Consider the following 21,777-nt stretch of genomic DNA (forward strand, 5'->3'; position numbering starts at 1 on the left):
TTGACCTTGACCTGCCTCGTCGGCTGTCCGGCCCGCTCACTCCGCTCCTGCACGGAACCGTCCGTGCCGGAGCGTTCCGCGCTCGCGTCCTCGACGACGACCGTCTCGCCGGTCTTCGGCGCACTCTTCACGTCCACATTCTGTGTGACGCATTCAAGGCCCGCTCCGTTGACGTCGAAGCCGGCCTTTTCGTGCAAATTATTCTCGGACTCGTCAGACGTCTCCGCCGCGGGCTCCCCCGCCTCGTCCTTCAGCGCCGCGGCCTGTGCAGATGCTTCTGGTTCCACGCGGTCAACGGGCGCGGCGTCGCTCAGCGGCCCAGGATGAGGCTCATCGCCTCCGCCCGGGTCGCGGGCGAGCGCAGCACCCCCCGAACCGCCGACGTCACCGTCTTCGCGCCGGGCTTCCGTATCCCTCGCATCGACATGCACAGGTGCTCGCACTCCACTACGACGATGACCCCGCGGGGCTCCAAGATGCGGACCAGTGCGTCGGCGACCTGGGAGGTCAGCCTTTCTTGGACCTGCGGACGCTTCGCGTACACATCAACCAGTCTGGCCAGCTTCGACAGACCGGTGATACGGCCGTCCACCGAAGGAATGTAGCCGACGTGGGCCACTCCGTGGAACGGCACGAGGTGGTGCTCGCAACAGGAATACAGCTCGATGTCCCGCACCAACACCATCTCGTCGTGGCCGAGATCGAAGGTCGTGGTGAGGACTTCCTCGGGGGCTTGGCGCAGCCCCGCGAACATCTCGCGATAAGCGCGCGCGACACGCCCGGGCGTGTCGCGAAGCCCGTCGCGCTCGGGATCCTCCCCGATCGCGACCAGCAGCTCATGCACCGCCGCGCGCACCCGGTCCTCGTCGAACGGAGCTATGGCGCGCCCTACGTCCGGGGAGCGGTTCTGCGTCTGGGCATCCGCGGAGGTCGAGAAACCGTTACCCGCGCGCGGCGAGAACGGGACCGGCGAGACGTGGTTCGCCCCGCCGGTCCGCATCGGTCCTGATTCGTCGGCCGTCGGTCAGCCCCCCAGACCGCCGATCCCGCCCTGGCCGGGCAGGTCGGTCGGTTCCACGCTCATGCCGCTCGAACCGTTGGCCCGGGCCAATTCCTTCGGGGTCTTGACCGGAGGCCGGTCCGACGGCACCCGCCGGGTCGAGCCGGTCCAGGCCGGGCGCGTCGGGCGCTTCCGCACGTCCCGGAACACCTCGGCGATCTGCGCCTTGTCCAGGGTCTCCTTCTCCAGCAGCTCGAGCACCAGCCGGTCCAGGGTGTCCCGGTTTTCCACCAGGATCTCCCAGGCCTCGTCGTGGCCGGTCTCGATCAGCTTCTTGACCTCCTCGTCGACGATCGCCGCGATCTCCTCGGAGTAGTCGCGCTGGTGGCCCATGTCGCGGCCGAGGAAGACCTCGCCGCTGTCCTGGCCCAGCTTGATCGCGCCGAGGCGCTCGGTCATGCCGTACTGCGTGACCATCGCGCGAGCCAGCTTGGTGGCCTTCTCGATGTCGTTGCCGGCGCCGGTGGTCGGGTCGTGGAAGACCAGTTCCTCCGCCGCCCGGCCGCCGAGCGCGTAGGCCAGCTGGTCCAGCAGCTCGTTGCGGGTGGTCGAGTACTTGTCCTCGTCCGGCAGGACCATCGTGTAGCCCAGGGCCCGGCCGCGCGGCAGGATCGTCACCTTGTGCACCGGGTCGGTGTTCGGCAGGGCGTGCGCCACCAGGGCGTGGCCGCCCTCGTGGTACGCGGTGATCTTCTTCTCGTGGTCGCTCATCAGCCGGGTCCGCTTCTGCGGTCCGGCCACGACCCGGTCGATCGCCTCGTCCAGCGCGTTGTTGTCGATCAGCTTCTTGTCCGACCGCGCGGTCAGCAGCGCCGCCTCGTTCAGCACGTTCGCCAGGTCGGCGCCGGTGAAGCCGGGGGTGCGCCGGGCCACCGCCATCAGGTCCACGTCGGGCGTCAACGGCTTGCCCTTGGCGTGCACCTGCAGGATCTGGTGGCGGCCGTTGAGGTCCGGGGCGTCCACCGCGATCTGCCGGTCGAAGCGGCCGGGGCGCAGCAGCGCCGGGTCGAGGATGTCCGGCCGGTTCGTCGCGGCGATCAGGATGACCCCGCCCTTGACGTCGAAGCCGTCCATCTCGACCAGCAGCTGGTTCAGAGTCTGCTCGCGCTCGTCGTGGCCGCCGCCGAGGCCGGCCCCGCGGTGCCGGCCGACCGCGTCGATCTCGTCCACGAACACGATCGCCGGGGCGTTCGCCTTGGCCTGCTCGAACAGGTCGCGCACCCGGGAGGCGCCGACGCCGACGAACATCTCGACGAAGTCCGAGCCGGAGATCGAGAAGAACGGCACGCCCGCCTCGCCGGCGACCGCGCGGGCCAGCAGCGTCTTACCGGTACCCGGCTGGCCGTAGAGCAGTACACCCTTCGGGATCTTCGCGCCGATCGCCTGGAACTTGGCCGGGGACTCCAGGAAGTCCTTGATCTCCTGGAGCTCCTCGATCGCCTCGTCCACGCCGGCCACGTCAGCGAAGGTGGTCTTCGGGGTGTCCTTGGTGATCATCTTCGCCCGGGACTTGCCGAAGTTCATCACCCGGGAGCCGCCGCCCTGCATCTGATTCATCAGGAACAGGAAGACGATCACCAGGAGCACGAACGGCAGCAGCGTCACCAGCACCGAGATGATCCACGGCTGCTTCGACTGCACGACGTTGTAGCCGTTGGCCAGCTTGCCCGCCTTGTAGGCGTTGTCCAGGTCGGTCGTGATCTGGACGCCCTGCTGGTCGTTGAGGTAGGTGGCGACCTCGGAGCTGCCGTCGTTGAGAGTGATCGTCACCGACTGGCTCGAGCCGGTCGTGACCTGGGCGGACTTGGCCTGACCTGCGTTGATGGCGGCGATGATCTGGGAGGTGTCCACGGACTTCGCGCCGTTCCCGCTGGACACGATGTTCATCACGGCAAGCACGGCAAGCACGGCAAGCACGACCCAGATCGCCGGGCCACGGAAAATACGCTTCACGTCCATCGATCCGGGGCTACGGACCCCGTCCCTTCTGCTGGCTCGTCGCTGGGGGAACTGCACTCGGTACGAACTGCACAACGTGGATCACCGCGCGGCACTTCCCTCGGATGCCCGCGGCGTGCGATTGCTACGCCACCGCTGCTTGGGCAACCGGGTGAATCGCGCCCGAAGGGAGCACGGACGTGATTCACCGGAAGTTCGTTCACCGTGGCAACGATCCTACGCGGTGTATGCGTTCCCGGTTTCCGCTCCTCTCCGTCGGCTCCGCGTCGTCGCCGGGTGCGCTTCGTGAGATGACCGCTGGCGCGGACGATCATCCCGGCGTCGGACCACCTGAAACCACAGGTCACGACCATGCGCGGGAGGCGAGCGCAGCCGGGAGGCGCCTCACGAGTAGACGTGCGGGGCGAGCGTTCCGATGAAAGGAAGGTTGCGATACTTCTCGGCGAAGTCGAGCCCGTACCCGACGACGAACTCGTTCGGGATGTCGAAGCCGACATATCGGACGTCGATCTTCACCTTCGCCGCGTCCGGTTTGCGCAGCAGGGCGCACACCTCCACGGAGGCCGGCCGGCGCGAGCGCAGGTTCGACAACAGCCAGGACAGCGTCAGACCGGAGTCGATGATGTCCTCCACCACCAGCACGTGCCGATCCGCGATGTCGGTGTCCAAGTCCTTGAGGATGCGTACCACCCCGGACGACTTCGTCCCGGCGCCGTAGGACGAGATCGCCATCCAGTCCATAGTCGCCGGAGAGCGCAAAGCGCGTGAGAGGTCGGCCATCACCATCACCGCGCCCTTAAGCACTCCGACGAGGAGCAGATCTCGCCCGGCGTAGTCGGCGTCGATCTCGGCGGCGAGCCGGGCGATCCCCTCCTCGAGCTCGTCCCGGGTCAGGAGCACCCGCTCCAGGTCGGGGCCCATGTCCTTCTCGTCCACCGGGACTTCTCCTCGCTGCGTCATGCCGACTCGTCAGACGTGCGCGGCCGCGCGGCGGGCCGAAGCGGGGGGATCAGGGTCTGCTGCATCGGGATCCTCGGTCTCATGGGCGGCCGTGGTCCTCGGGCTCGGATCGCCCAAGGTCTGCTCTCCGAAGGCAAGTCTGCCACCCGTTCGGTGGACTACGACGGGGCCTGGTAGGTGGAGGGGTCCCTGCCCACGCCAACCAGTGATTAAGGCGTCCACGGCCTCGATATGCACAGCAGCGAGCGTGCCCGCGGGCGCACCCGCCTGCAAGGCCGCCAGCCTCAGCACCCGTCGCCGGATCGCGGTCGGCAGGGCGACGAGCGCCGCGGTGTCCAAGCCTCCAGCCGGGTGCCGGCACTTTTCGAGGGCTTGTTCGGCCCAGGAGTCCAGCGCTTCGGTGTCCTCCCGCAGCATCCGGGCAGTGCGAGCTAGCGCCTCAGGCATTCCAGGGCCAAGGGCGTCATGCAGCGCGGGCAGGAGCTGGTGTCGCACTCGGGAACGGGTGTAGGCCGGGTCCGTGTTGTGAGGATCCCGCCACGGCACGACACCCTCAGCCTTACACGCGTCGTCGGTGACCGAACGGGCGATATCGAGGAGCGGCCGCCGGTAGCGGCCGTCCGGCCCGAAGCGGACCGGCATCCCGGCGAGGGAGCGGGCACCGGAGCCCCGTGCCAGGCCTAGCAGCACGGTCTCGGCCTGGTCGTCGCGGGTGTGGCCGAGCAGGACCGAGCGCGCGCCGAGCCGGTCGGCAGTCTGGTCGAGCGCGGCGTAGCGGGCGGTGCGGGCGGCCGCCTCGGGCCCGCCCTCATGGCCGACCACGACCTGTACGCACTCGACCGGATCGAGGCCGCGCCGCCGCAACAGCGCGGTGAGCTCGGCGGCCCGGGCCGCGGACCCCTCCTGAAGACCGTGATCGACCGTCACGGCGCCGCAGCGCAGGCCGAGGCGCGGCGCGACGAAGGCGGCGGCGCAGGCCAGCGCCATCGAGTCGGCGCCGCCCGAGCAGGCGACCAGCACCAGCTCTCCCGGCTGGTGGTCTCGTAGCGCGTGGCGCACCGCCAAGCGTATTGCGGCGACCGCTGGTACAGGTCCCACTGCCCTCTCCTCACAACCGTCCGTCGGGGCGGGCCCCGGCCGGCGACCGCTCAGCCGCGGCGCAGCGGAACCCGGCGGATCCAGGCGGACGGATCCGCGATCTCCGCCTGGGTCGGGAGGGTGTTGGGCGACGTCCAGACGCGGTTGAAGCCGTCGATGCCGGCCTCGTCCACGACGCGGCGCACGAAGCGCTCGCCGTCGCGATACTGCCGCATCTTGGCGTCGAGTCCGAGCACCCTGCGCAGCAGCCCCTCGGGCCCCAGCCGGTTCCTCGACCGCTTGCGGGCGAATTCCCGGCTGATCTCCGCGACCGACGGCACGACCAGCGGGCCGACCCCGTCCATCACATAGGTCGCATGCCCTTCCAGAAGCGTCATGACTGCGGTAAGCCGCTCGATCACGACGCGCTGGGCGGGCGTGCGTACAACATCGAGCAACGAGAGGCGGCGGGGCGGAGTGACGGGCGGCGCGGCGTCACCCACCCGATCGGCCGGTTCTTCGGCGTGTCGAGTGGACGCTGATTGAGTCGGCGCGGATTGAGTCGGCGCTGCCGCGGTGGACCGTTCATCGGCGTCGGCCGGACGGTCCGGCGGCGCCGTTCCGGTCGCCGCGCCCACCGCGGAGCGCACCACTTCGCGTATCCGGTCGACGAAGACGGTCGGTTCTACTTCGAGCTCGGCGATCAGGGTGCCGATCTCGCCGAGGATGTGCTCGCGCAGCCAGGGCACGGCGCCGAACTGGACTCGGTGGGTCTCCTCGTGCAGGCACACCCAGAGCCGGAAGTCCGTGGGGTCGAGGCCGAGTTCGCGCTCGGTCCGCACGATGTTCGGGGCGACCAGCAGCAGCCGGCCGCCGCCCTCGGGACCGAGGCCGAAGGGGTCGTACTGGCCGAGGACGCGCTGGGAGAGGTAGGCGAGCAGCGAACCGAGCTCCAGGCCGGTGAGCTTCGCGCCGATCGACTCCGAGGCCCAGCGCAGGCCGCTGGCGTCGACGCCCTCCCGCCACTGATGGACCTTCTCGGCGAGCGGCGCGGACAACTGCTGCACCGCCTCGATGTTCGCGTTGATCCAGGCGGGGCGGTCCACGATCAGGGCGGGTGCACCGTCCTCCGGCACCTCGAGCTTGGTGAACGTGCGTACGTGCCCTTGGGCGGCGCGGGCGCAGGAACGCAGCTCGGCGACCGCCGCCGCGGCTTGGCGCGGACTGACCGCCGGTCCCGGGCGCACCAGTCGGCGCGCGGTAGCCTCGGCCGTCGACCAGTCGATCAATTCGTCAGTCGCCACACCTTCAACGTATCCCGTAGGGCGCTATCTAAAGCGCGAGGTCGTGTCATTGCCTCGCAATGGGTATAGCCAAGACGGATAAAGCGGGAACGTGCGCTTCGGGACAGGTCGTCTGGGAGATGCACCGAGGGACGCGGCGCCGGTCGACGCCGCACTCCGCTCGACCGGGTCCTGCTTTACCATGCCGCTATGAACCCGAGATGTTGCGTTGATCACTCGGGGCAGCCGGTCGTCCCGCGCACCCCTCGGCGTACGGGACACTAGTTCTGTAGGCCTGGTGCCCTTCAGGTCTGCCCACCCGACAGCCGTCCGCCTCAATCGCGGGCACCCACGTCACTCCCTCGGCCCGGTCGTCGCCGCCGTGCGAGTGGTCAGGCCCGACGGGCACCCCCACATGGAGGAACGATGGAGTTCGACGTCCTGATCGAGATCCCGAAGGGTCAGCGCAACAAGTACGAGGTGGACCACAAGACCGGCCGTATAAGGCTGGACCGGATGCTGTTCACCTCGACCCGGTACCCCGCGGACTACGGATTCGTCGAGGACACGCTCGGTGAGGACGGCGACCCGTTGGACGCGCTCGTGCTGCTCGAGGAGCCCACCTTCCCCGGCTGCCTGATCCTGTGCCGCGCGATCGGCATGTTCCGGATGACGGACGAGAAGGGCGGCGACGACAAGGTCCTGTGCGTCCCGGCGAACGACCCGCGGGTCGAGCACATCAGGGACATCCACCACGTGTCGGAGTTCGACCGGCTGGAGATCCAGCACTTCTTCGAGGTGTACAAGGACCTGGAGCCCGGCAAGTCGGTCGAGGGCGCCACCTGGGTCGGCCGGACCGAGGCCGAGGAGGAGATCCGCCGCTCCCGGCTGCGCTTCGCCGAGAGCCCGCAGGAGCACCACCACTGAGCCGGAGCGCCCGCCGGTGCTCAGTCCGGCCGGGCGTAGAACTGGATCGGGCCCCACATCCACATTGACGAGACCTCGACGTCCTGGCCGGTGCGCGGCGCCTGGATCATCTGCTGGCCACCGAGGTAGATCGCCTCGTGGTAAATGGTGTCCGAGTCCGTGGGATCGGTCGCCCAGAACAGCAGGTCGCCCGGCTGCAGGTCGTCGTACCCGATCGGATGGCTCGACTGGTACTGGAACGCCGCGTAGTGCGGCAGGTCGACGCCTGCCGCCTCCCATGAGCGCATCGTGAGGCCCGAGCAGTCGAATGAGTCGGGACCGGTAGCGCCCCAGAGGTAGGGCTTTCCGAGCTGCGCATAAGCAAACGCGAGCGCCCTACCGGCGGCGGAGCCGTCATAGACGGGCACTGTGGAGTACCGGTGCTGCGCCGCAGCGGCCAGTGCGGCGCGCCGCGCCACCTCTTCGGCCAGGCCTTCTTGACGCTGCCGTTCGAGTTCCACCGAGGTGCGTTGGGCCGCGGCCAGTTCGGCGAGCAGCTGATCGCGGCGCGCAGAGATAGCCGTGATCTGACTTTGTTCGGCGGCGACCGCCGCCTGCGCCCGTTGCGCGGCCTGCGCAACCTGCGCCTGTGCGGCAAGCCTGGCGCGCACCGAGGCGTCGGCCGCCGACTTAGCCGCATCGGCGCCCTGCTTGGCGCTGTCGGCCGCGCGCACCGTCGCCTTGAGGTCTGTGGCCTGATGGATCACCAGATGGGTGCTGGTGGCGATCTCGTCGGGTCCGTCGGACTCGAGCAGCAGGCTGATCGCACCGAGCCCGTTCTGATCGCGGTACGCCGCCGCTGCGAGCCGACCCAGGTCGGCACGGGCCTCGGCCAGACGGTGCTCCGCTACGACCACGGCATCCGCGGCCTGCGATGCGGCCTGCTGCGCCTCTTGGAGCCGGACGGTCGCCGCGTCGTACTGTTCGGCCGCGATCTGCGCCTGCCGATCGAGATCGTCGAGCTGCTGTTGCGCCTGATCGAGCTGCGCCTGCACCGGCGCGACCGCGTTCTTCCGGTTCTGTACGTCCTGTTGCGCCTGATCGACCTGGTCCTGGCTGGGGTACACCGGGTCGGCATAGGCGTTGCCGAGCAGCAGCGCGGACACCGCAAGGGAAACAAACGCGCACACCGCTCGCCGCACGGTTCTCGAGCGCAGAGTCGCCACAGCCACTCCCTCCCGCACCTAGACCATCCCGGAAAGGGCATGCCGTCTTGATCGTGCCCGCTGCACTCGGCAACATTTCGGTCATTTCTTCTGACACGCCTACAATCACCCATAAGCATGCCGAAACCGGTCGCCTGATGTCGGGTCAGTTGCTGAAGAGCGCCGAACTCCCCTACGGCGTGGACTGCAGTACGTAAACGGCGTAGTCGGCGTTGTGATACGCCTCGCGATAGGGCGTGAGCTGGGGCGCATTGTGGAGAGCCGCGTAGACCTTGTCCTGGTCGGCAGGCGTGGTACGCATGACGATCACGCCGATGCCGGAGCCCGCGGGATCGTTGAGGCTTCGCGTCCATACGTTGCCGTGAGCATCCCGGGTGCCCGAGTACACGGTGCGGTCGAGGACCGGAGATGCCGCCGCCTCGTTGCGGGTGGCGTCGATGAGAATGGCACCCTGCGTGTAGTTCTGCAGGTAGCTGCCGGTAGCGAGGGCCGTGCTCTGGACCGCCTTGTACTGCGCCGCTTCCGTCTCGAGCGCGATCTGGTGGTGGGCGAACGATGCGCCGGACAGTCCGGCGACCACCAGGGCCGCGGTGATCGAGGCGGGTACGGCTGTCTTGCGGGGCACGCTGCCGACGAGGTAGCCGATCACGATCGCGGCGGGCAGGAGGGCGACCAAGCCGACGCGGGCGTCGGTCAAGCCTCCGCTGACCGTCCGTGTGCCGATCGGCGCTTGGCCACTATCGAGGGTGTAGATAAAGGACAGGCTCACCAGCGTCAACGCGATGACCGGCAGCGACTTCGCGGAGAACCTCTGACGTGCGAGGAAGACAACGAGAGCGAGGACGGCCAGACCGAGCTCGATCAAGCCGAAGTTCGTGCTTACCGCGGACCCGTACGCCTTAAGGGCCAGTGGCCAGTTATGGAACGCCATCTCGGCCTGCTGGCCGGCCGTCAGGCCGCCGCCGGAGTTGGAGCCGTGGAGGAAACTGACCGGACTGCCGACGAGCAGCCAGTTGTAGATCAGCCAGCCGCCGAACGAGAGACAGAAGCCGAACAGGGCCATGACCAGCGCGAGCCCCCGCGTATCGCGCCAACTCAGGCCGAGCCGCCGGGCCATGATCGCCACGCAGGCCACGTAGAGGACTCCGAGGAACCATGCCTCGTAGCGGCAGAGCATCGCGAGCATGCTGCAGATGCCTGCCGCGAGCACGTAGGTCGCCCGTTTGGTCTTGCCCCAGCGGAGCAGAGCGAAGACCGCCCCGAGAGTAAAGGCGTAGAAGGGCAGCTCATCCGTTGGAGTGCTCTGTAGATAGAGCACATTCGGATTTGTCATGAAGATCGCGGCGCCGGCGACTGCGGGCCAGGTGCGGCGCCCGGTCATGACCGTGACGATCTTGTAGATGAGTACGCTGGACGCCACGTAGGCGGCCATGGAGATGGCGCTGCCGGCCAGACCGGTGCGATAGAGCGTCCAGTTCCAGGCGAGGAGCGCCTCAAGGATGTGCGGCAGGGGCAGCCATCCACCGAGTTGGGCGATGCCGACCGTCTTGCCGACGATCGCCCGCCGACTGATCTCCAGGTCCGCGTAGGCGTCGCGGAAGCCGAGGATCATGTGCTGACGCAGGAAGTACGCGGTCACCCCTGCCGAGAGCAGCGCGGCGACGACGCCTATCACGTAGGCCGCGTGGTCGCGGCCTGGGCCGATCCGGATGACGACAGTCTCGTCGGCCGGCCCCGTAGGCACCGGGGCCATGACCGGGGACGCCATCAGCCGTTCCAGCCGGCGGCGAAGCACGCCTTGATCGATTGGTCTCCGCGTCCGATGATCGTCCCGGCGTCAATGGTCGCCGCGGCGGGATTTGCGGGGTCGGCGTTGCTGTCGACGTCCCAGTAGTAGATCCCGGCCATGTGCTGGTCCCGCGCAGCCTGGCAGGCGGCGGCGAACCAGTTGATCTGAATCGAAGGGATGACTTTCATCCCGGGCTCGGCCCACGTCGCGGGATGAGCGTAGGCGCCGGTGGTGGGGGCGATGCCCACCTCCTGAAGCACGGTCCCGGCCAGCGTCGTGCTGGATCTGTTGTGCAGCCATCCGTTCCAAGCGTCGGTGAGTTGCGCGACCGAGGCATCGTCGGGGAGCCCCAGAGTCGGGTACGCGTCGACGCCGATCGTCGGGGCCGGCGAGTACGAGCCCCCGCTCTTCCAGATGTCCCAGTTGTCGGCGTAATCCAGCTCGCCCGAATAGATGTGCGCCACTTGCGCATCGAGGCTCTGCCACTGGCTCTTCTGGTAGACGAGGGAGTTGAGCTCGGCGGCGACCACGAAGCCGCTGACGCTGTCCTGCTGGGCGAGCTGCACGTAGGGCTTCAGCACCGACCAGTAGCTCGAGAACCATGCGCCGACGTCGACCGGCTGGATCGTACCGCGCCAGTCGCCCTGGGCATCCTTGATGTTCGTCTCGTCGATCAGCGGGCGCAGCATGATGCGCAGCCCGCGTGCCTCCGCCTCGGTGATCACGATGCCGAGGGAGACCGGGTCCGGCGTCGAGCCGCTCACTGTATATACGCGCGTCGGATGAACGCCGTCGGTGTAGATCGGGAAGGTCAGTCCGACGCTGTTCGCGCCAAGTCCGACGATGTAGTTGAGCACCCGGTCCGCAGCGGTGCGCACGTCGTTCGCAGTGCCCGATGTGTGCCAGTACACCTGAACGCCCAGCTGCGCCTTAATCGCCTTAGCCGCCGGAGGTACCTGAATGAGCGGGAATTGAGGCGTCAACGACGGCAACGGCGACCCCTGAGCGGCGGCCGGCGGGGTACCCGCTCCGCCTGCCGGTGCCGAAGTGTCCTGCCCCCCCGACACCGTGCGAGCGATCGCGCACCCGCTCACCGACATCGCCGTCACGACGATCGGGATCAGGAACATACCTCGCCGAGTCACCAGGCACGTTCCTCGCTGAGGCCGAGGAGCCCGGGCGGCGTCGGCACTTCGCCCACGAAGGTCGATCCGTAGGCGCGGTGCGGCACGTTAGGCACGTCCGCTTCTTCGTCATCCTCTGCGTGGCCGTGCGGGGTCTTGTGCCAACCGCGCTTGCCGATGAGCAGTTCGAAGACGGCGATGTACGTCGACCGGCTCATCCAGAGCCACATGAGCTGCGCGAACAGCATGTACTGGACCAGCCCGAAGCGGCCGCGGGTGCGGTCCGCCTCCTCCAGGCAGGTGAGCACGAGTTCGTAGAGCAGCCCGAAGTTGCCGAGTACCAGCAGCGCGACGCTCGGGTAGTAGACGGCGGCCGGGAACAGCGCGTGGATCAACTGCGCCCGGGTCAGCAGGTAGACGCAGGTCACCGCCAGGAAGACCGGGTTGAGCAGGAACGAGGTGGGCGTGCCGATCACGAGCAGATTGAAGCAGAACCAGCGCCCCACGCCCATCCGCCGGGCCGTGGCGATCGGCCGCCGGGTGTGGACTAGTCCGGTCTGCAGGTAGCCGGCCTTCCAGCGGCGCTGCTGCTTGTCGACGACGCGGCTGCTGACCGGCGCCTCTTCCATGGTGACCGAGTTCAGCAGCTCGATCCGGTAGCCGGCCGCGGACAGCCGTGCGCCGAGGTCGGCGTCCTCGGTCAGGTTGTGCGGGTCCCAGACCTCGCCGCCCGGGATGAGTGCGACGTCCCGCAGCGCGCTGATCCGGAAGTGGTTCGAGGTGCCGCCCAGCGGGACCGGCAGGCCGAGCCGGGCGAGGCCGGGCAGGAACCGCAGGAAGTGGATCTTGTAGCCGATCCAGTAGAGCGCGGTCACCCAGTTGGTGTCGTCGTTCCAGAAGGCCAGCTCGGCCTGCAGGCAGGCGACCTCGGCGGGCGCCAGGGCGAACGTCCCGACCGACTTGAGCAGCTGGTCGGGGTCCGGCCGGTCCTCCGCGTCGTAGATGGTCAGGAACTCGCAGCCCTCCCGCACCACGATGTCCATCGCCACGTTCATCGCGTTCGGCTTGGTTTTCGGGCCGCCCGGCGGGATGACCACGACCCTGACGTGCCCACGCGGTGTCTCATCCTCGAAGGGTAGGCCCAGCGCCCGGGCCGCCGCCAGGGTCTCCTCGTCGTCCTGCTCGATCAGCAGCAGGGCGAGCAGCTGCGAGCGCGGGTAGTCGAGCCCCTCCACCCGCGACACCAGACGCCCCAGCATGTTCGCCTCTTTGTGCACCGGCAGCAGCACGGCGTAGCGCGGCAGGTTGGGAGTGTCCGGCCCCACGGAAATCCGGCGCAGCGGGCGGTACTTGCGCCCGGCGAGCGTCACACCGAGCTTGAGCAGCGCGGTCAGCACATAGAAGAACATGCACAACCCGACGACCACGGTCAAGGTGACGCGCGGCTGCACCACCAGCCCGACAACGACGCCGCCCACGCACGAGAGCACAAAAACAAGCTGCCCCCGACTGAACAGCCGAGCAGCGGTGGGAGAAGCCTGCCGCCGGCGTCGACCTCGGCGGGATCTCGTGGCAGGAGCGGAGGTAGAGGTTGAGGAACGCGGAGCGGAGGAATAGTCGGTCAAGCCCACGAACCCGCCCCTTGATCAGCTCAACCAGCGCCACGCAGCTCCGCCGCCGGACATAGGCAGAGCACGCTCGATACTACGTTCTCTGAGTCACGATTTATTACGCGAGTGTCATGACTCGGCAACAAGTGCCACCGACCCCGCCAGCCTGGTTGCGCAGGTAAGCGCCGGTGACTATTGATCTCCACCGCTACCCGTGATGCAGCCCGCCGGTATGTAGGCTCATTGTGCCTTCCGCGTAACCGAACCAGACGCGCCCGACAAAACGAGCGAGGCCGAAGCCGAAGCCGAAGCCGAAGGGGGCAGTGTGAACGACCAAGCCCGCCCGCGTGTCGCCGTCTATTCGCTTGGCGGCACGATCGCAATGACGGCCCAGCCCGACGGCACCGCGGCTCCGACGCTCTCGGCCAAGGAACTCCTCGCCGCAGTCCCGCAGATCAGCGGGCTCGACGTGGACCTTGAGGTTCACGATTTCCGCCAGGTGCCAGGCGCGTCCCTCACGTTCGAGGACCTGTTCGCCCTGGCCGATGAGATCAAGAACGCCGCGGCGAGAGGCGTCGACGGTGTCGTGGTCACGCAGGGCACTGACACCATCGAGGAGACGTCCTACTTGCTCGACCTCCGTTGCCGAGCCGACATCCCGATCGTCGTGACGGGCGCGATGCGCAATCCGACGATGGCGGGTGCGGACGGCCCCGCGAACATCCTGGCCGCACTCCGCGTCGCGTCCTCACCTCCAGCCCCACGCCAGTCACTCGTCGTCTTCGCGGACGAGATCCACGCGACGAGCCGGGTCCGCAAGTCCCACAGCACAAGCATCGCCGCGTTCACGTCATGGCCAGGCGCAATCGGATACGTCGCGGAAGACCAGGTCGTACTCACCTCCGCCGTGCCCCGCAGCCCCGAGATCCTCGGCCCACTCCAAGCAAGCCCGCGTACCGCAATGGCGACGATCACCCTCGGAGACGACGGCGAGGTCCTGCGAGCACTCAGCGGCCAAGTGGACGGCCTAGTCGTCGCCGCATTCGGCGCAGGCCACGTACCCAGCGCATGTGTGCCAGCCCTCAATGACCTCGCCCAACGCATCCCCGTGGTCCTGGCGTCACGGACCTCCGCCGGCCCTGTCCTCACCAGGACGTACGGCTTCCCCGGCTCCGAATCGGACCTCCTGGCGAGAGGAATGATCTCCGCCGGAGCGCTTACCCCGGTCAAGGCGAAGATCCTTCTCCACACAGCGCTGACGGTCGGCATGAGCAAGCCCGAGATCCGAGGGCTCTTCGACGCCGCAAACGGAGCAAGTTAGCGGCCAAAAGCCAAGGGTGGGAACCTCGTGTGAAGTTCCCACCCTGATCTGTGCCGAGCCCCCTATCGGAATTGAACCGATGACCTACGCATTACGAGTGATCGCTGATCCAAAGGGCAGAGGTTCGAATCAGATCCGCCGACGTCCCTAGACGTCCGTCGGTGCAGGTCATAACGGTGTCGCCCACGTCCCCGGACGTGGGCGACACCGGCGTATCTGGGCGTACTGCAATTAGCCGTGCAACTGAGCGAGCACGAGCAGGGATCTCATCACGTTTGATCAGTTCCCCTGCGCTCTCGGCCTTCTTCGCGCCCGCCGCGACGCGGACCGGGGGTCGGTGTTCATTCCAAGATCCTCGCCCGCGTGTAGCGATACCTGGTCCTCTACTGCTCATGTCGGAAGCTACGAGGTAGCGGGCCCGATGGAATATCGAGCCGTCGTCCAGATATAGGGAGGCATCCATGTCCGTGACCTGCGTGAACGGTATCTCGTAGCTGAAGAACGGCTGAGACCGGTGGATGCGCGCCCGGCCGGAGTGCCACCGGAGCGCGCTGGAGCCAAACCCAGGTCATCCGATGGCAAGCCGACCCGGAGCGCAGGACGCCCCGGCGTCCGAGCACCGGAAGCGGCGCGGCGGCCCTCGATGTTGCGATCACGCAGCGTCATGACGTGTCCGTGGAACTCGACCTGCCATGTCCGCTCACCGGGAACGACGTGGCCGCTGAACTCGATTTCGCCGTGTCCGGCGTCAATCCGACCTGTCTGTTGATCCGCGCTGTCGCTGGATTCTGCTGGCAATGCCGGAAACGGGGTTCTAGTCAGCTGCTTGCGCAGTCCAGTGCGCTAGCTCGTGCCGGGTGGTCAAAGTGCTGGGGTGTTCGGGGCCGGAGACGCGTTCACGGATCGGCAACAGCGCAGCGAACAGGTCCCGCGCCCTAGCCGCATCTCCCGCCGCCCCGATCCAACGCGCCAACTCGTCCCGGGTGGTCAAAGTGCTGGGATGTTCGGGGCCGGAGACGCGTTCACGGATCGGCAACAGCGCAGCGAACAGGTCCCGCGCCCTAGCCGCGTCTCCCGCCGCCCCGGTCCAGCGCGCCAACTCATGCCGTGTGCCCAGAGTGCGGGGGTGTTCGGGACCCCGGTTGCGTTCATAGATCGGCAACAGCGCAGCGAACAGGTCCCGCGCCCTAGCCGCGTCTCCCGCCTCCCCAGTCCAACGCGCCAGGTTGTTCCGGGTGGTGAGAGTGCTGGGGTATTCACGGCCGCCGACACGTTCATAGATCGGCAGCAGCGCGGCGAACAGGTCCCGCGCCCTGGCCGTATCTCCCGCCTCCCCAGTCCAACGCGCCAGCTCATGCCGGGTAGGAAGGGTGTTGAGGTGTTCGGGGCCGGAGACGCGTTCATAGATCGGCAGCAGCGCAGCGAGTTGGTCGTGCGCTTCAACCGCATCCCCCGCAGAACCGGTCCAGGACGCCAACTCGTGCCGGGCGGCCAAGGTGTCGGGATGTTCGGGGCCGAGGCGTCGAGTGCGTGCGTAGACGGCGCGCCGAGCGGCCTCGCGCGCCGCCGCGTAGTTGCCTGAGAAGGCCAGATATTGCACAACCGGCAACAGTCCGGGATGCCAGGCGGGCAAAGTCGCCTCGATATGAGGAAGCAAAGCCGCGTAGATTGGCCAGGTTCGTGGGAGTTCAGGATCGTCGGGCAGCGTCTGTGCCACCAGGCGCGCGGCAGCATCCAGCCACGCCTCGCGCAGCGGTTGGTTCAGTGTGTCCAGCGTCGTGGCCTGTACCAGCCGGTGTACCGAGACCGCTCCGCCGTGTACCGGACCGATCAGGCTGTACTCGCTTAGCGCGATCAGCGCTTCGTCCAGCCCCAACCGGTCACCGACCAGCGCCGCAAGCTCCCCAGCCACACCCGCTTCGATCCCGGCGGGCAGCCCGCGGCCGTCGGGCAGCAGTAGGCGGATCGGTATCGCGTCCGGCGCGTAGCAGGACAGCAACCGCAGCAGCGCCACCGCCCCCGGCGTGGCCTGCATCTGCTCGACTGCGGCGCTCCACGCTCCGGCCACCGCCCGCCCGTATCCGCCTGGCACCACACGCCTAAGTACCCGAGCACGTTCCGAGGACAGCAGATCCAGATACGCCGCAGTGGCACGCCCGGTGGCCCGCAGGAACGCCGCGGCCTGCGCCAACGCCAATGGCAGCAACCCCAGCGCGTCCGCCACCTGCCCGGCCGCCACTACGTCCCCGTCGTGCGCTTGAGAGAGCAGGAATTCGATCGCCACCTCCCGCTCCAGCACCGGCACTGGCACCACCCACCTTGCCGGCCAATCAGTGCGCTGCGTGGTCACCAGCACATCCCCCGAACCACCCGACGGCACCAGCCGAGAGACCACCGCCGGATCCGTGACGTTGTCGAGCACCAAAAGCCACCGCTGCCGCATCCCGGCCAACTGCGCATGCACGGCCCCGAGCACATCCCCAGGCCCGTCCAATACCCCAAGCAGACCGGCCAATTGCCCAACCTGACCGTCCAACGCCGCAGGATCCCCGGTGTTGAACTGCCACACCAGTCCGTAGGCATACGCGCGCCGGTGTGCGAACTCCACTGCGACACTCGTCTTGCCCACACCGCCCAACCCCGTCAACACCCGCACCCGTGGCTCCGTCGCCGGACCCAGGCCGGAAAAGCCCACCACCAACTCACTCATGAGATCGTCCCGACCGACCAACACCCCAGGCCGCGGACCCAATCGCACCACCCGCCCCGCCGCTCGCGCCTGCGCGTACACCGGTGCACCCGGCATGGCGATTACGCCACCTGGTGCCGAAGCCACATGAACCCAGGACCCCGCCCACCCGGGCCCGATCAACCCGCCGTCGGGCCCGGCACCATAGGGTTTACCACCACCGCAGCACCATGCACGCTCGCCGCCCCACCCCCGGCGCTGATGATCCCGCTATTACTTCCGCCCAGCGCCACGGCACCCTCACCCGACGCGGTCGCCGCACCCCGTCCCGGCAGCATCCCCGCCACCTCAGCCAACAGTTCCGGATCTGCAGCGAGCACCTTGCGCACCTGCAACCGCAACGCTCCCAGCGCATCGGGATCCTCCGGCGCCTCGGCCAATTCAGCCACTGCCGACTCGACCGCCGCTGGCCGTGGCGCGCGATGCCACACTCGCTGCAACAGTCGCCGCCCCAGCCCAATCGTCGCGTCCGCTGCCACGTCCTCTACCCGCGAGAGCACCCCCGCCCCATATACCCCGACCGCTGCGCTCATCACCGGGAACGCCTCAGCCAGCACTGTCTCAAGCTCCGACACCACCACACCCCAACCCGCCCGGCCTGACATCACATAAGACCGCTGATCTCAGCGTAACCGCACAACACCAGCCCCGACGGGCGAACACCGCAAACCGCACCCAGAGTTCAGCGATCCCGCCGATACTCAGGAGATTGTCGCGGGAGGTCATGGTTGCGGGGTCTTCAGCGCCCCAGCAGCCGCTCGCAGTCAGCAAAATTGCGCTCGTGCAGCTCGATCGCCCCCGCAACTGTTGGGCGCATCAAGCTACTGCTGGCCAGTTAGCTCACACTCTGCGAATGGCGCCTGATGCGCCAGCTTCGCCAGAGCCACACGCAGGGCATCCACAACATCCACTTGGTGATCAGGTAATAGAGCCAGAACGGCCAGATGAAGAACCAGATGAGCCATGGGATGCCGTGCGGCCCCGGACGATGGTGCCGGCGGTAGTGACGTCGGTGACGACTGCCGCCAATTCGACTGCTGAGATAGACCGGCCCGACTCACATCCCAACGCGCATGCGGTCCCTCCCCCACGTGCGGCTGTCGCCGCCCAACTCAGACGGTACGTGGGAGACGCCGTACCGTCTGAACGTTTGTAGAACCGTGATGCTTAGACGGCACCTGGCACAGCTGGCGCGCCATGGGCCATTAGACCTAATGGTCGCTCTGCGTGTCGCAGTGGGCAGATGCTGCGCAGCCAAGGACTGGCCAAGCGGCCCGATCTGTTCACAGCACCAGTAGCACTTCACCCGTTTCGACGCGCACGTCCACAAGATTCCCATCGCGGCCGCGACATGGGCGATCGGCCAAGTGAGCCGCCATAGGGCTTGCCCGCCGGGACGAGCGAATGCCCCCGGTTAGTCGCTACCTGCTCTCCGGCGATCACCCGCGGTGTTTGCGCCCCTGGGCGCGCCCAACGCGCGCCTTGTGCGCCACCCCGGATGGGGGGTTATCCCGTTCCGCAAGTGCGGGGAAAAATGGCGCCCTCTGAGATGGTCCGGGCACGGGGCGGTCGGGATCGTCGCAATGTTCGCGGGAGGGCGCGGTGGGTGTGGAGTTCCGTTTGCTCGGCGAGGTAAGGCCGTATCGGGGCGGGCGAATGTCGAATCCGGGCGGGATGCGGGCCCGGTCGGTGCTCGCGGTACTTCTATTGCATCCCGGGCGTGTAGTGCCCCGAGACGAGTTGATCGAGTGCGCGTGGGAAACGGCGTCCGCCGAAACGGACGCAGCGATCGCCGCATGCCTCTATCGGCTGCGTGAGGCAGTCGATCCGACCGAGCAAGACTTCCAGCTTCGCTCAGTCGGCGGGGGCTTCTTGGCGGAGTTTGATCCGATGACAGTGGATGTGCACCGCTTCCTGGCGTTGCTCGAACCATCTGGCACAGGCCCGGCAGCGGGCCTTGAATCAGCTGGGCGCCTGCGGCGGGCGGTAGCGCTTTGGCAGGGGCACACGCATGCGTTGATCGATGTCCAGTCCACGTGGTTGCGAGAGCAGGCCCGGATACTAGAGGGACGGCGGCTCGATGCGCTCGAACAACTCACCCGCCTGGAGTTGGACACCGGACACCCCCAGCAGGCGGTGGAGCTGCTGCGGGAAACCACGTCGGTGCCGGAACGGGAGAACTTGACCGCCATCCATATCCGCGCCCTGCTCAGCACCGGGCAGACCTCCGAGGCAACAGAGCTGGCTCGCGTCGCACTTGAGACTCTGGGGCAGCAGGGGAGACAGCCTGGCCCTGCACTGCGCACCGCACTGGACACTGCGCTCGGCCTGCATCCAGACGCGCGCCCAACCGGTGTGCCGCGCGGGTCGCGGCAGCTGCCAGCGGATACCGCATTTTTCACCGGCCGCGGCGAGCAACTTGGCAATCTTCTCGCCTCGGCTGACCGCACGGGTGACGCACCGGGCACAGTAGTGATCAGCGCGATCGACGGGATGGGCGGGGTGGGCAAGACCGCTTTGGCGGTACACGCCGGCCGCCTTCTAGCCGAGCAGTTCCCAGACGGGCAGCTGTTCGTGGACCTGCACGGCTTCACTCAGGACCTGAGCCCTCGCGCGGCCACGGACGTGCTAGCGGACCTGCTGCGCACCCTCGACGTGCACCCAAGTCAGATCCCTGAGGACCTGGATGCGCGCGCCGCCCTCTACCGCGACCGCTTGTACGGCAAGAGGATGCTGGTGGTGCTGGACAACGCCAGGAGTGAGGAGCAGGTCCGTCCCCTACTGCCGGGGCATCCCGGGTGCTGTCTCTCGACGTCTTGCCTCTGCCAGATGCGGTTGCATTGCTGCGCTCGATCGCGGGATCTAGGCGGGTCTTCGCCGAAGACCCGTCGCTGGAGGAGATCGCACACCTGTGTGGTCTGCTGCCGCTAGCTCTGCGCATGGCCGCCGCGCTGCTGCGGCACCGCCCCTGCTGGTCGCTGGCGGACCTGGCGGCACGGCTGCGCGAGGCTAGGCCCTCCCTGGCCGGATTCCGCAACGGGAATCGGGATCTGGCAGCCGTGTTCGACCTGTCCTACGCCGCACTATCCAACGATCAACAATCTCTCTTCCGCCGCCTTGGCCTGCACCCGGACCCCGACATCGACCCGTATGCCGCCGCAGCCCTGGTCGATGCCGCCCCCGATACTGCCGACACCTTGTTGCAGAATCTCGTCGACCACAACCTGCTGACCGAGTCACCACCCGGTCGCTACCGCATTCATGACCTGATCTTCACCCACGTCCGTACCGTGGCCGCCACCGACGCTGAACCCGAGCGCGAGGCCGCCCTCAGCCGGCTTCTGGATTACTACCAGCACTCCGCCCTCCGCGCTAACGCACTTGTCGCCAGCGTCCCATGGCCGGAACTCCGAGCCACCGCCCCCCGCCATGCTCGCACCCTTTTAGACCAGCACACAGCTCAGGCTTGGTTGCGCGCCGAGCGTGCCAATCTGGACGCCGCCTTCGACCACGCGCGCCGCCAAGGCCCCACGCCGCGCGTGGTGGCGCTCGCCGCGGGCCTAGCCCAGATCATGCTGACGCACGGTCCGGGGACTCGTGCGCTCGACGTGCACGAGGCCGGCGCTCAAGCCGCCGCACGCCTCGGGGATCGCCTCGGCCAGGCTCTGGCCCTGGCCGGTTTAGGAGGCGTGCGTTTCCTGGCCGGGGACCACCCCGGTGCGGATACCGCACTCGCCGACGCCTCCCAGCTCTATCGCGACCTCGGCTACCGCCACAGCCAGGCTCTGGCCCTAGCCGAATTGGGAGCCGTACGACAACTGACCGGGGACTACAAAGGCGCCGATGACGCGCTCACTGAGGCCTCCCAGCTCTATCGCGACCTTGGCTACCGCCACGGCCAGGCGCGCATCCTGGCCGAGTTGGGAATCGTGCGACGCTTGGCCGGGGACGACTCTGCCGCTATCGATGCGCTCACCGAAGCCCTCATGCTTTATCGCGACGTGGGCGACCGACGAGGCTGGGCGGACGTCCTGACCAACTTAGGGCTTGCGCGGCAGGAAACAGGGGACTTGCCTGGCGCGCCGGCGACGCGCTAACCGAGGCTCTTGAGACGCATCGCGACATCGGCAACCGCAGCAAAGAGGCGCGGGTGCTGAACCATTACGCCGCGCTCCTCGCCTCCGGCGGCGACGGCCCCCAAGCTCTTGGCGTATACAGCCAGGCGCTCGCGTTGAACCGCGAACTCAACAAACCAGACGGCGAAGCTGCCTCTCTCGAAGGCATCGCCGACCACCACCTGACCGAAGGCGACACCTCGCGGGGCATCGAGCTCCTGCGCCAGGCCCTTGAAATCTACAGACGCCTCGGTATACGCCCAGACATCGAACGCATCCAGACACGGCTGCCTGGCCTGGCGGCCCCATAGCTACGCCCGACCCACCGCAGCCGCATGACACGCCGACAGTCGACTTGCCCTAGACGAGAAGTTCCTAATGGTCGTAGGCGGTCAGTGATCGGTTGACCGTCTGGCCGGTGCGAAAGTTGTGCCAGATCGCTGTGGCCAGGGCCAGTACACGCTGGGCTACGCGGATGGCCACGCCCTCGAAGCTGCGCGCGCCGTGCCGCTCGAGGTCGAGCTGGCCGTTGAAGGTGTCGTTGTCGGACTCGATGACCTGCCGCAAGGGCCGGAAATACCGGCGCCCGGCTGGTTCG

Annotated in this window: 16 protein-coding genes and 1 pseudogene; 5 read left to right on the forward strand and 12 right to left on the reverse strand. The window is 67.8% G+C overall.

Going from position 1 to position 21,777, the window contains the following annotated elements:
• Positions 1-310: 310 nt before the first annotated feature.
• The 5 genes from folE to VGZ32_RS28180 all read right to left on the reverse strand — a co-directional run bounded on the left by folE (position 311) and on the right by VGZ32_RS28180 (position 6,360).
• The gene (gene folE, locus VGZ32_RS28160; protein WP_326889266.1) at positions 311-1,000 is read right to left on the reverse strand and encodes a GTP cyclohydrolase I FolE; all 690 of its coding nucleotides are present in this window, start codon (positions 998-1,000) and stop codon (positions 311-313) included.
• A gap of 24 nt (positions 1,001-1,024) precedes the next feature.
• Positions 1,025-3,019: an ATP-dependent zinc metalloprotease FtsH gene (ftsH, locus tag VGZ32_RS28165; RefSeq protein ID WP_326889267.1), complete on the reverse strand. Its 1,995-nt coding sequence runs from the start codon at positions 3,017-3,019 to the stop codon at positions 1,025-1,027.
• Between the two features lie 384 nt (positions 3,020-3,403).
• Positions 3,404-3,979, reverse strand: a complete 576-nt coding sequence (gene hpt / locus VGZ32_RS28170; protein WP_349263785.1) for a hypoxanthine phosphoribosyltransferase — start codon at positions 3,977-3,979, stop codon at positions 3,404-3,406.
• Positions 3,980-3,988: 9 nt separating this feature from the next.
• Complete coding sequence (gene tilS, locus VGZ32_RS28175) at positions 3,989-5,077, reverse strand: tRNA lysidine(34) synthetase TilS (RefSeq protein ID WP_326889268.1); 1,089 nt, start codon at positions 5,075-5,077, stop codon at positions 3,989-3,991.
• A 50-nt stretch (positions 5,078-5,127) separates the two neighbouring features.
• A complete protein-coding gene (locus tag VGZ32_RS28180; protein WP_326889269.1) occupies positions 5,128-6,360 on the reverse strand; it encodes a zinc-dependent metalloprotease in 1,233 nt (410 codons plus the stop codon).
• Positions 6,361-6,765: 405 nt separating this feature from the next.
• Between VGZ32_RS28180 and VGZ32_RS28185 the strand changes: the two genes are divergently transcribed.
• On the forward strand, positions 6,766-7,266 hold the full coding sequence (locus VGZ32_RS28185) for an inorganic diphosphatase (RefSeq protein ID WP_326889270.1): 501 nt from the start codon (positions 6,766-6,768) through the stop codon (positions 7,264-7,266).
• A gap of 20 nt (positions 7,267-7,286) precedes the next feature.
• Here VGZ32_RS28185 and VGZ32_RS28190 read toward each other — a convergent pair whose 3' ends face one another.
• The 4 genes from VGZ32_RS28190 to VGZ32_RS28205 form a co-directional block, all read right to left on the reverse strand.
• Positions 7,287-8,471: a C40 family peptidase gene (locus tag VGZ32_RS28190; RefSeq protein ID WP_326889271.1), complete on the reverse strand. Its 1,185-nt coding sequence runs from the start codon at positions 8,469-8,471 to the stop codon at positions 7,287-7,289.
• 172 nt (positions 8,472-8,643) lie between these two features.
• Positions 8,644-10,239, reverse strand: a complete 1,596-nt coding sequence (locus VGZ32_RS28195; protein WP_326889272.1) for a glucosyltransferase domain-containing protein — start codon at positions 10,237-10,239, stop codon at positions 8,644-8,646.
• A complete protein-coding gene (locus VGZ32_RS28200; protein ID WP_326889273.1) occupies positions 10,239-11,171 on the reverse strand; it encodes a glycoside hydrolase family 113 in 933 nt (310 codons plus the stop codon). The genes VGZ32_RS28195 and VGZ32_RS28200 overlap by 1 nt, the downstream gene beginning before the upstream one ends.
• A 230-nt stretch (positions 11,172-11,401) precedes the next feature.
• A complete protein-coding gene (locus VGZ32_RS28205; protein WP_326889274.1) occupies positions 11,402-12,862 on the reverse strand; it encodes a glycosyltransferase family 2 protein in 1,461 nt (486 codons plus the stop codon).
• 457 nt (positions 12,863-13,319) lie between these two features.
• Here VGZ32_RS28205 and VGZ32_RS28210 point away from each other — a divergent pair, with 457 nt between their 5' ends.
• Complete coding sequence (locus VGZ32_RS28210; RefSeq protein ID WP_326889275.1) at positions 13,320-14,315, forward strand: asparaginase; 996 nt, start codon at positions 13,320-13,322, stop codon at positions 14,313-14,315.
• Between the two features lie 814 nt (positions 14,316-15,129).
• Here VGZ32_RS28210 and fxsT read toward each other — a convergent pair.
• Both fxsT and VGZ32_RS28220 read right to left on the reverse strand, forming a co-directional pair.
• Positions 15,130-17,106: an FxSxx-COOH system tetratricopeptide repeat protein gene (gene fxsT, locus VGZ32_RS28215; protein WP_326889276.1), complete on the reverse strand. Its 1,977-nt coding sequence runs from the start codon at positions 17,104-17,106 to the stop codon at positions 15,130-15,132.
• A gap of 77 nt (positions 17,107-17,183) precedes the next feature.
• Positions 17,184-17,639, reverse strand: a complete 456-nt coding sequence (locus tag VGZ32_RS28220) for a hypothetical protein (protein ID WP_326889277.1) — start codon at positions 17,637-17,639, stop codon at positions 17,184-17,186.
• 1,027 nt (positions 17,640-18,666) lie between these two features.
• Between VGZ32_RS28220 and VGZ32_RS28225 the strand changes: the two genes are divergently transcribed.
• The 3 genes from VGZ32_RS28225 to VGZ32_RS28235 are packed head-to-tail and all read left to right on the forward strand — an operon-like array spanning position 18,667 to position 21,490.
• Positions 18,667-19,995 carry an AfsR/SARP family transcriptional regulator gene (locus VGZ32_RS28225; protein WP_326889278.1) on the forward strand — a complete coding sequence of 443 codons (1,329 nt, stop codon included), beginning with the start codon at positions 18,667-18,669 and terminating at the stop codon, positions 19,993-19,995.
• 8 nt (positions 19,996-20,003) lie between these two features.
• Entirely contained in the window at positions 20,004-21,161 is a 1,158-nt protein-coding gene (locus VGZ32_RS28230) for a tetratricopeptide repeat protein (RefSeq protein ID WP_326889279.1), read from the forward strand.
• A 53-nt stretch (positions 21,162-21,214) separates the two neighbouring features.
• Complete coding sequence (locus tag VGZ32_RS28235) at positions 21,215-21,490, forward strand: tetratricopeptide repeat protein (protein ID WP_326889280.1); 276 nt, start codon at positions 21,215-21,217, stop codon at positions 21,488-21,490.
• 64 nt (positions 21,491-21,554) lie between these two features.
• On the opposite strand, the pseudogene VGZ32_RS28240 reads toward VGZ32_RS28235, so the two are convergent.
• Positions 21,555-21,777 (reverse strand): annotated as a pseudogene (locus VGZ32_RS28240) (IS982 family transposase); the annotation flags it as partial.

The organism is Actinocrinis sp., assembly GCF_035938995.1.
Lineage (GTDB): Bacteria > Actinomycetota > Actinomycetes > Streptomycetales > Catenulisporaceae > DASZGI01.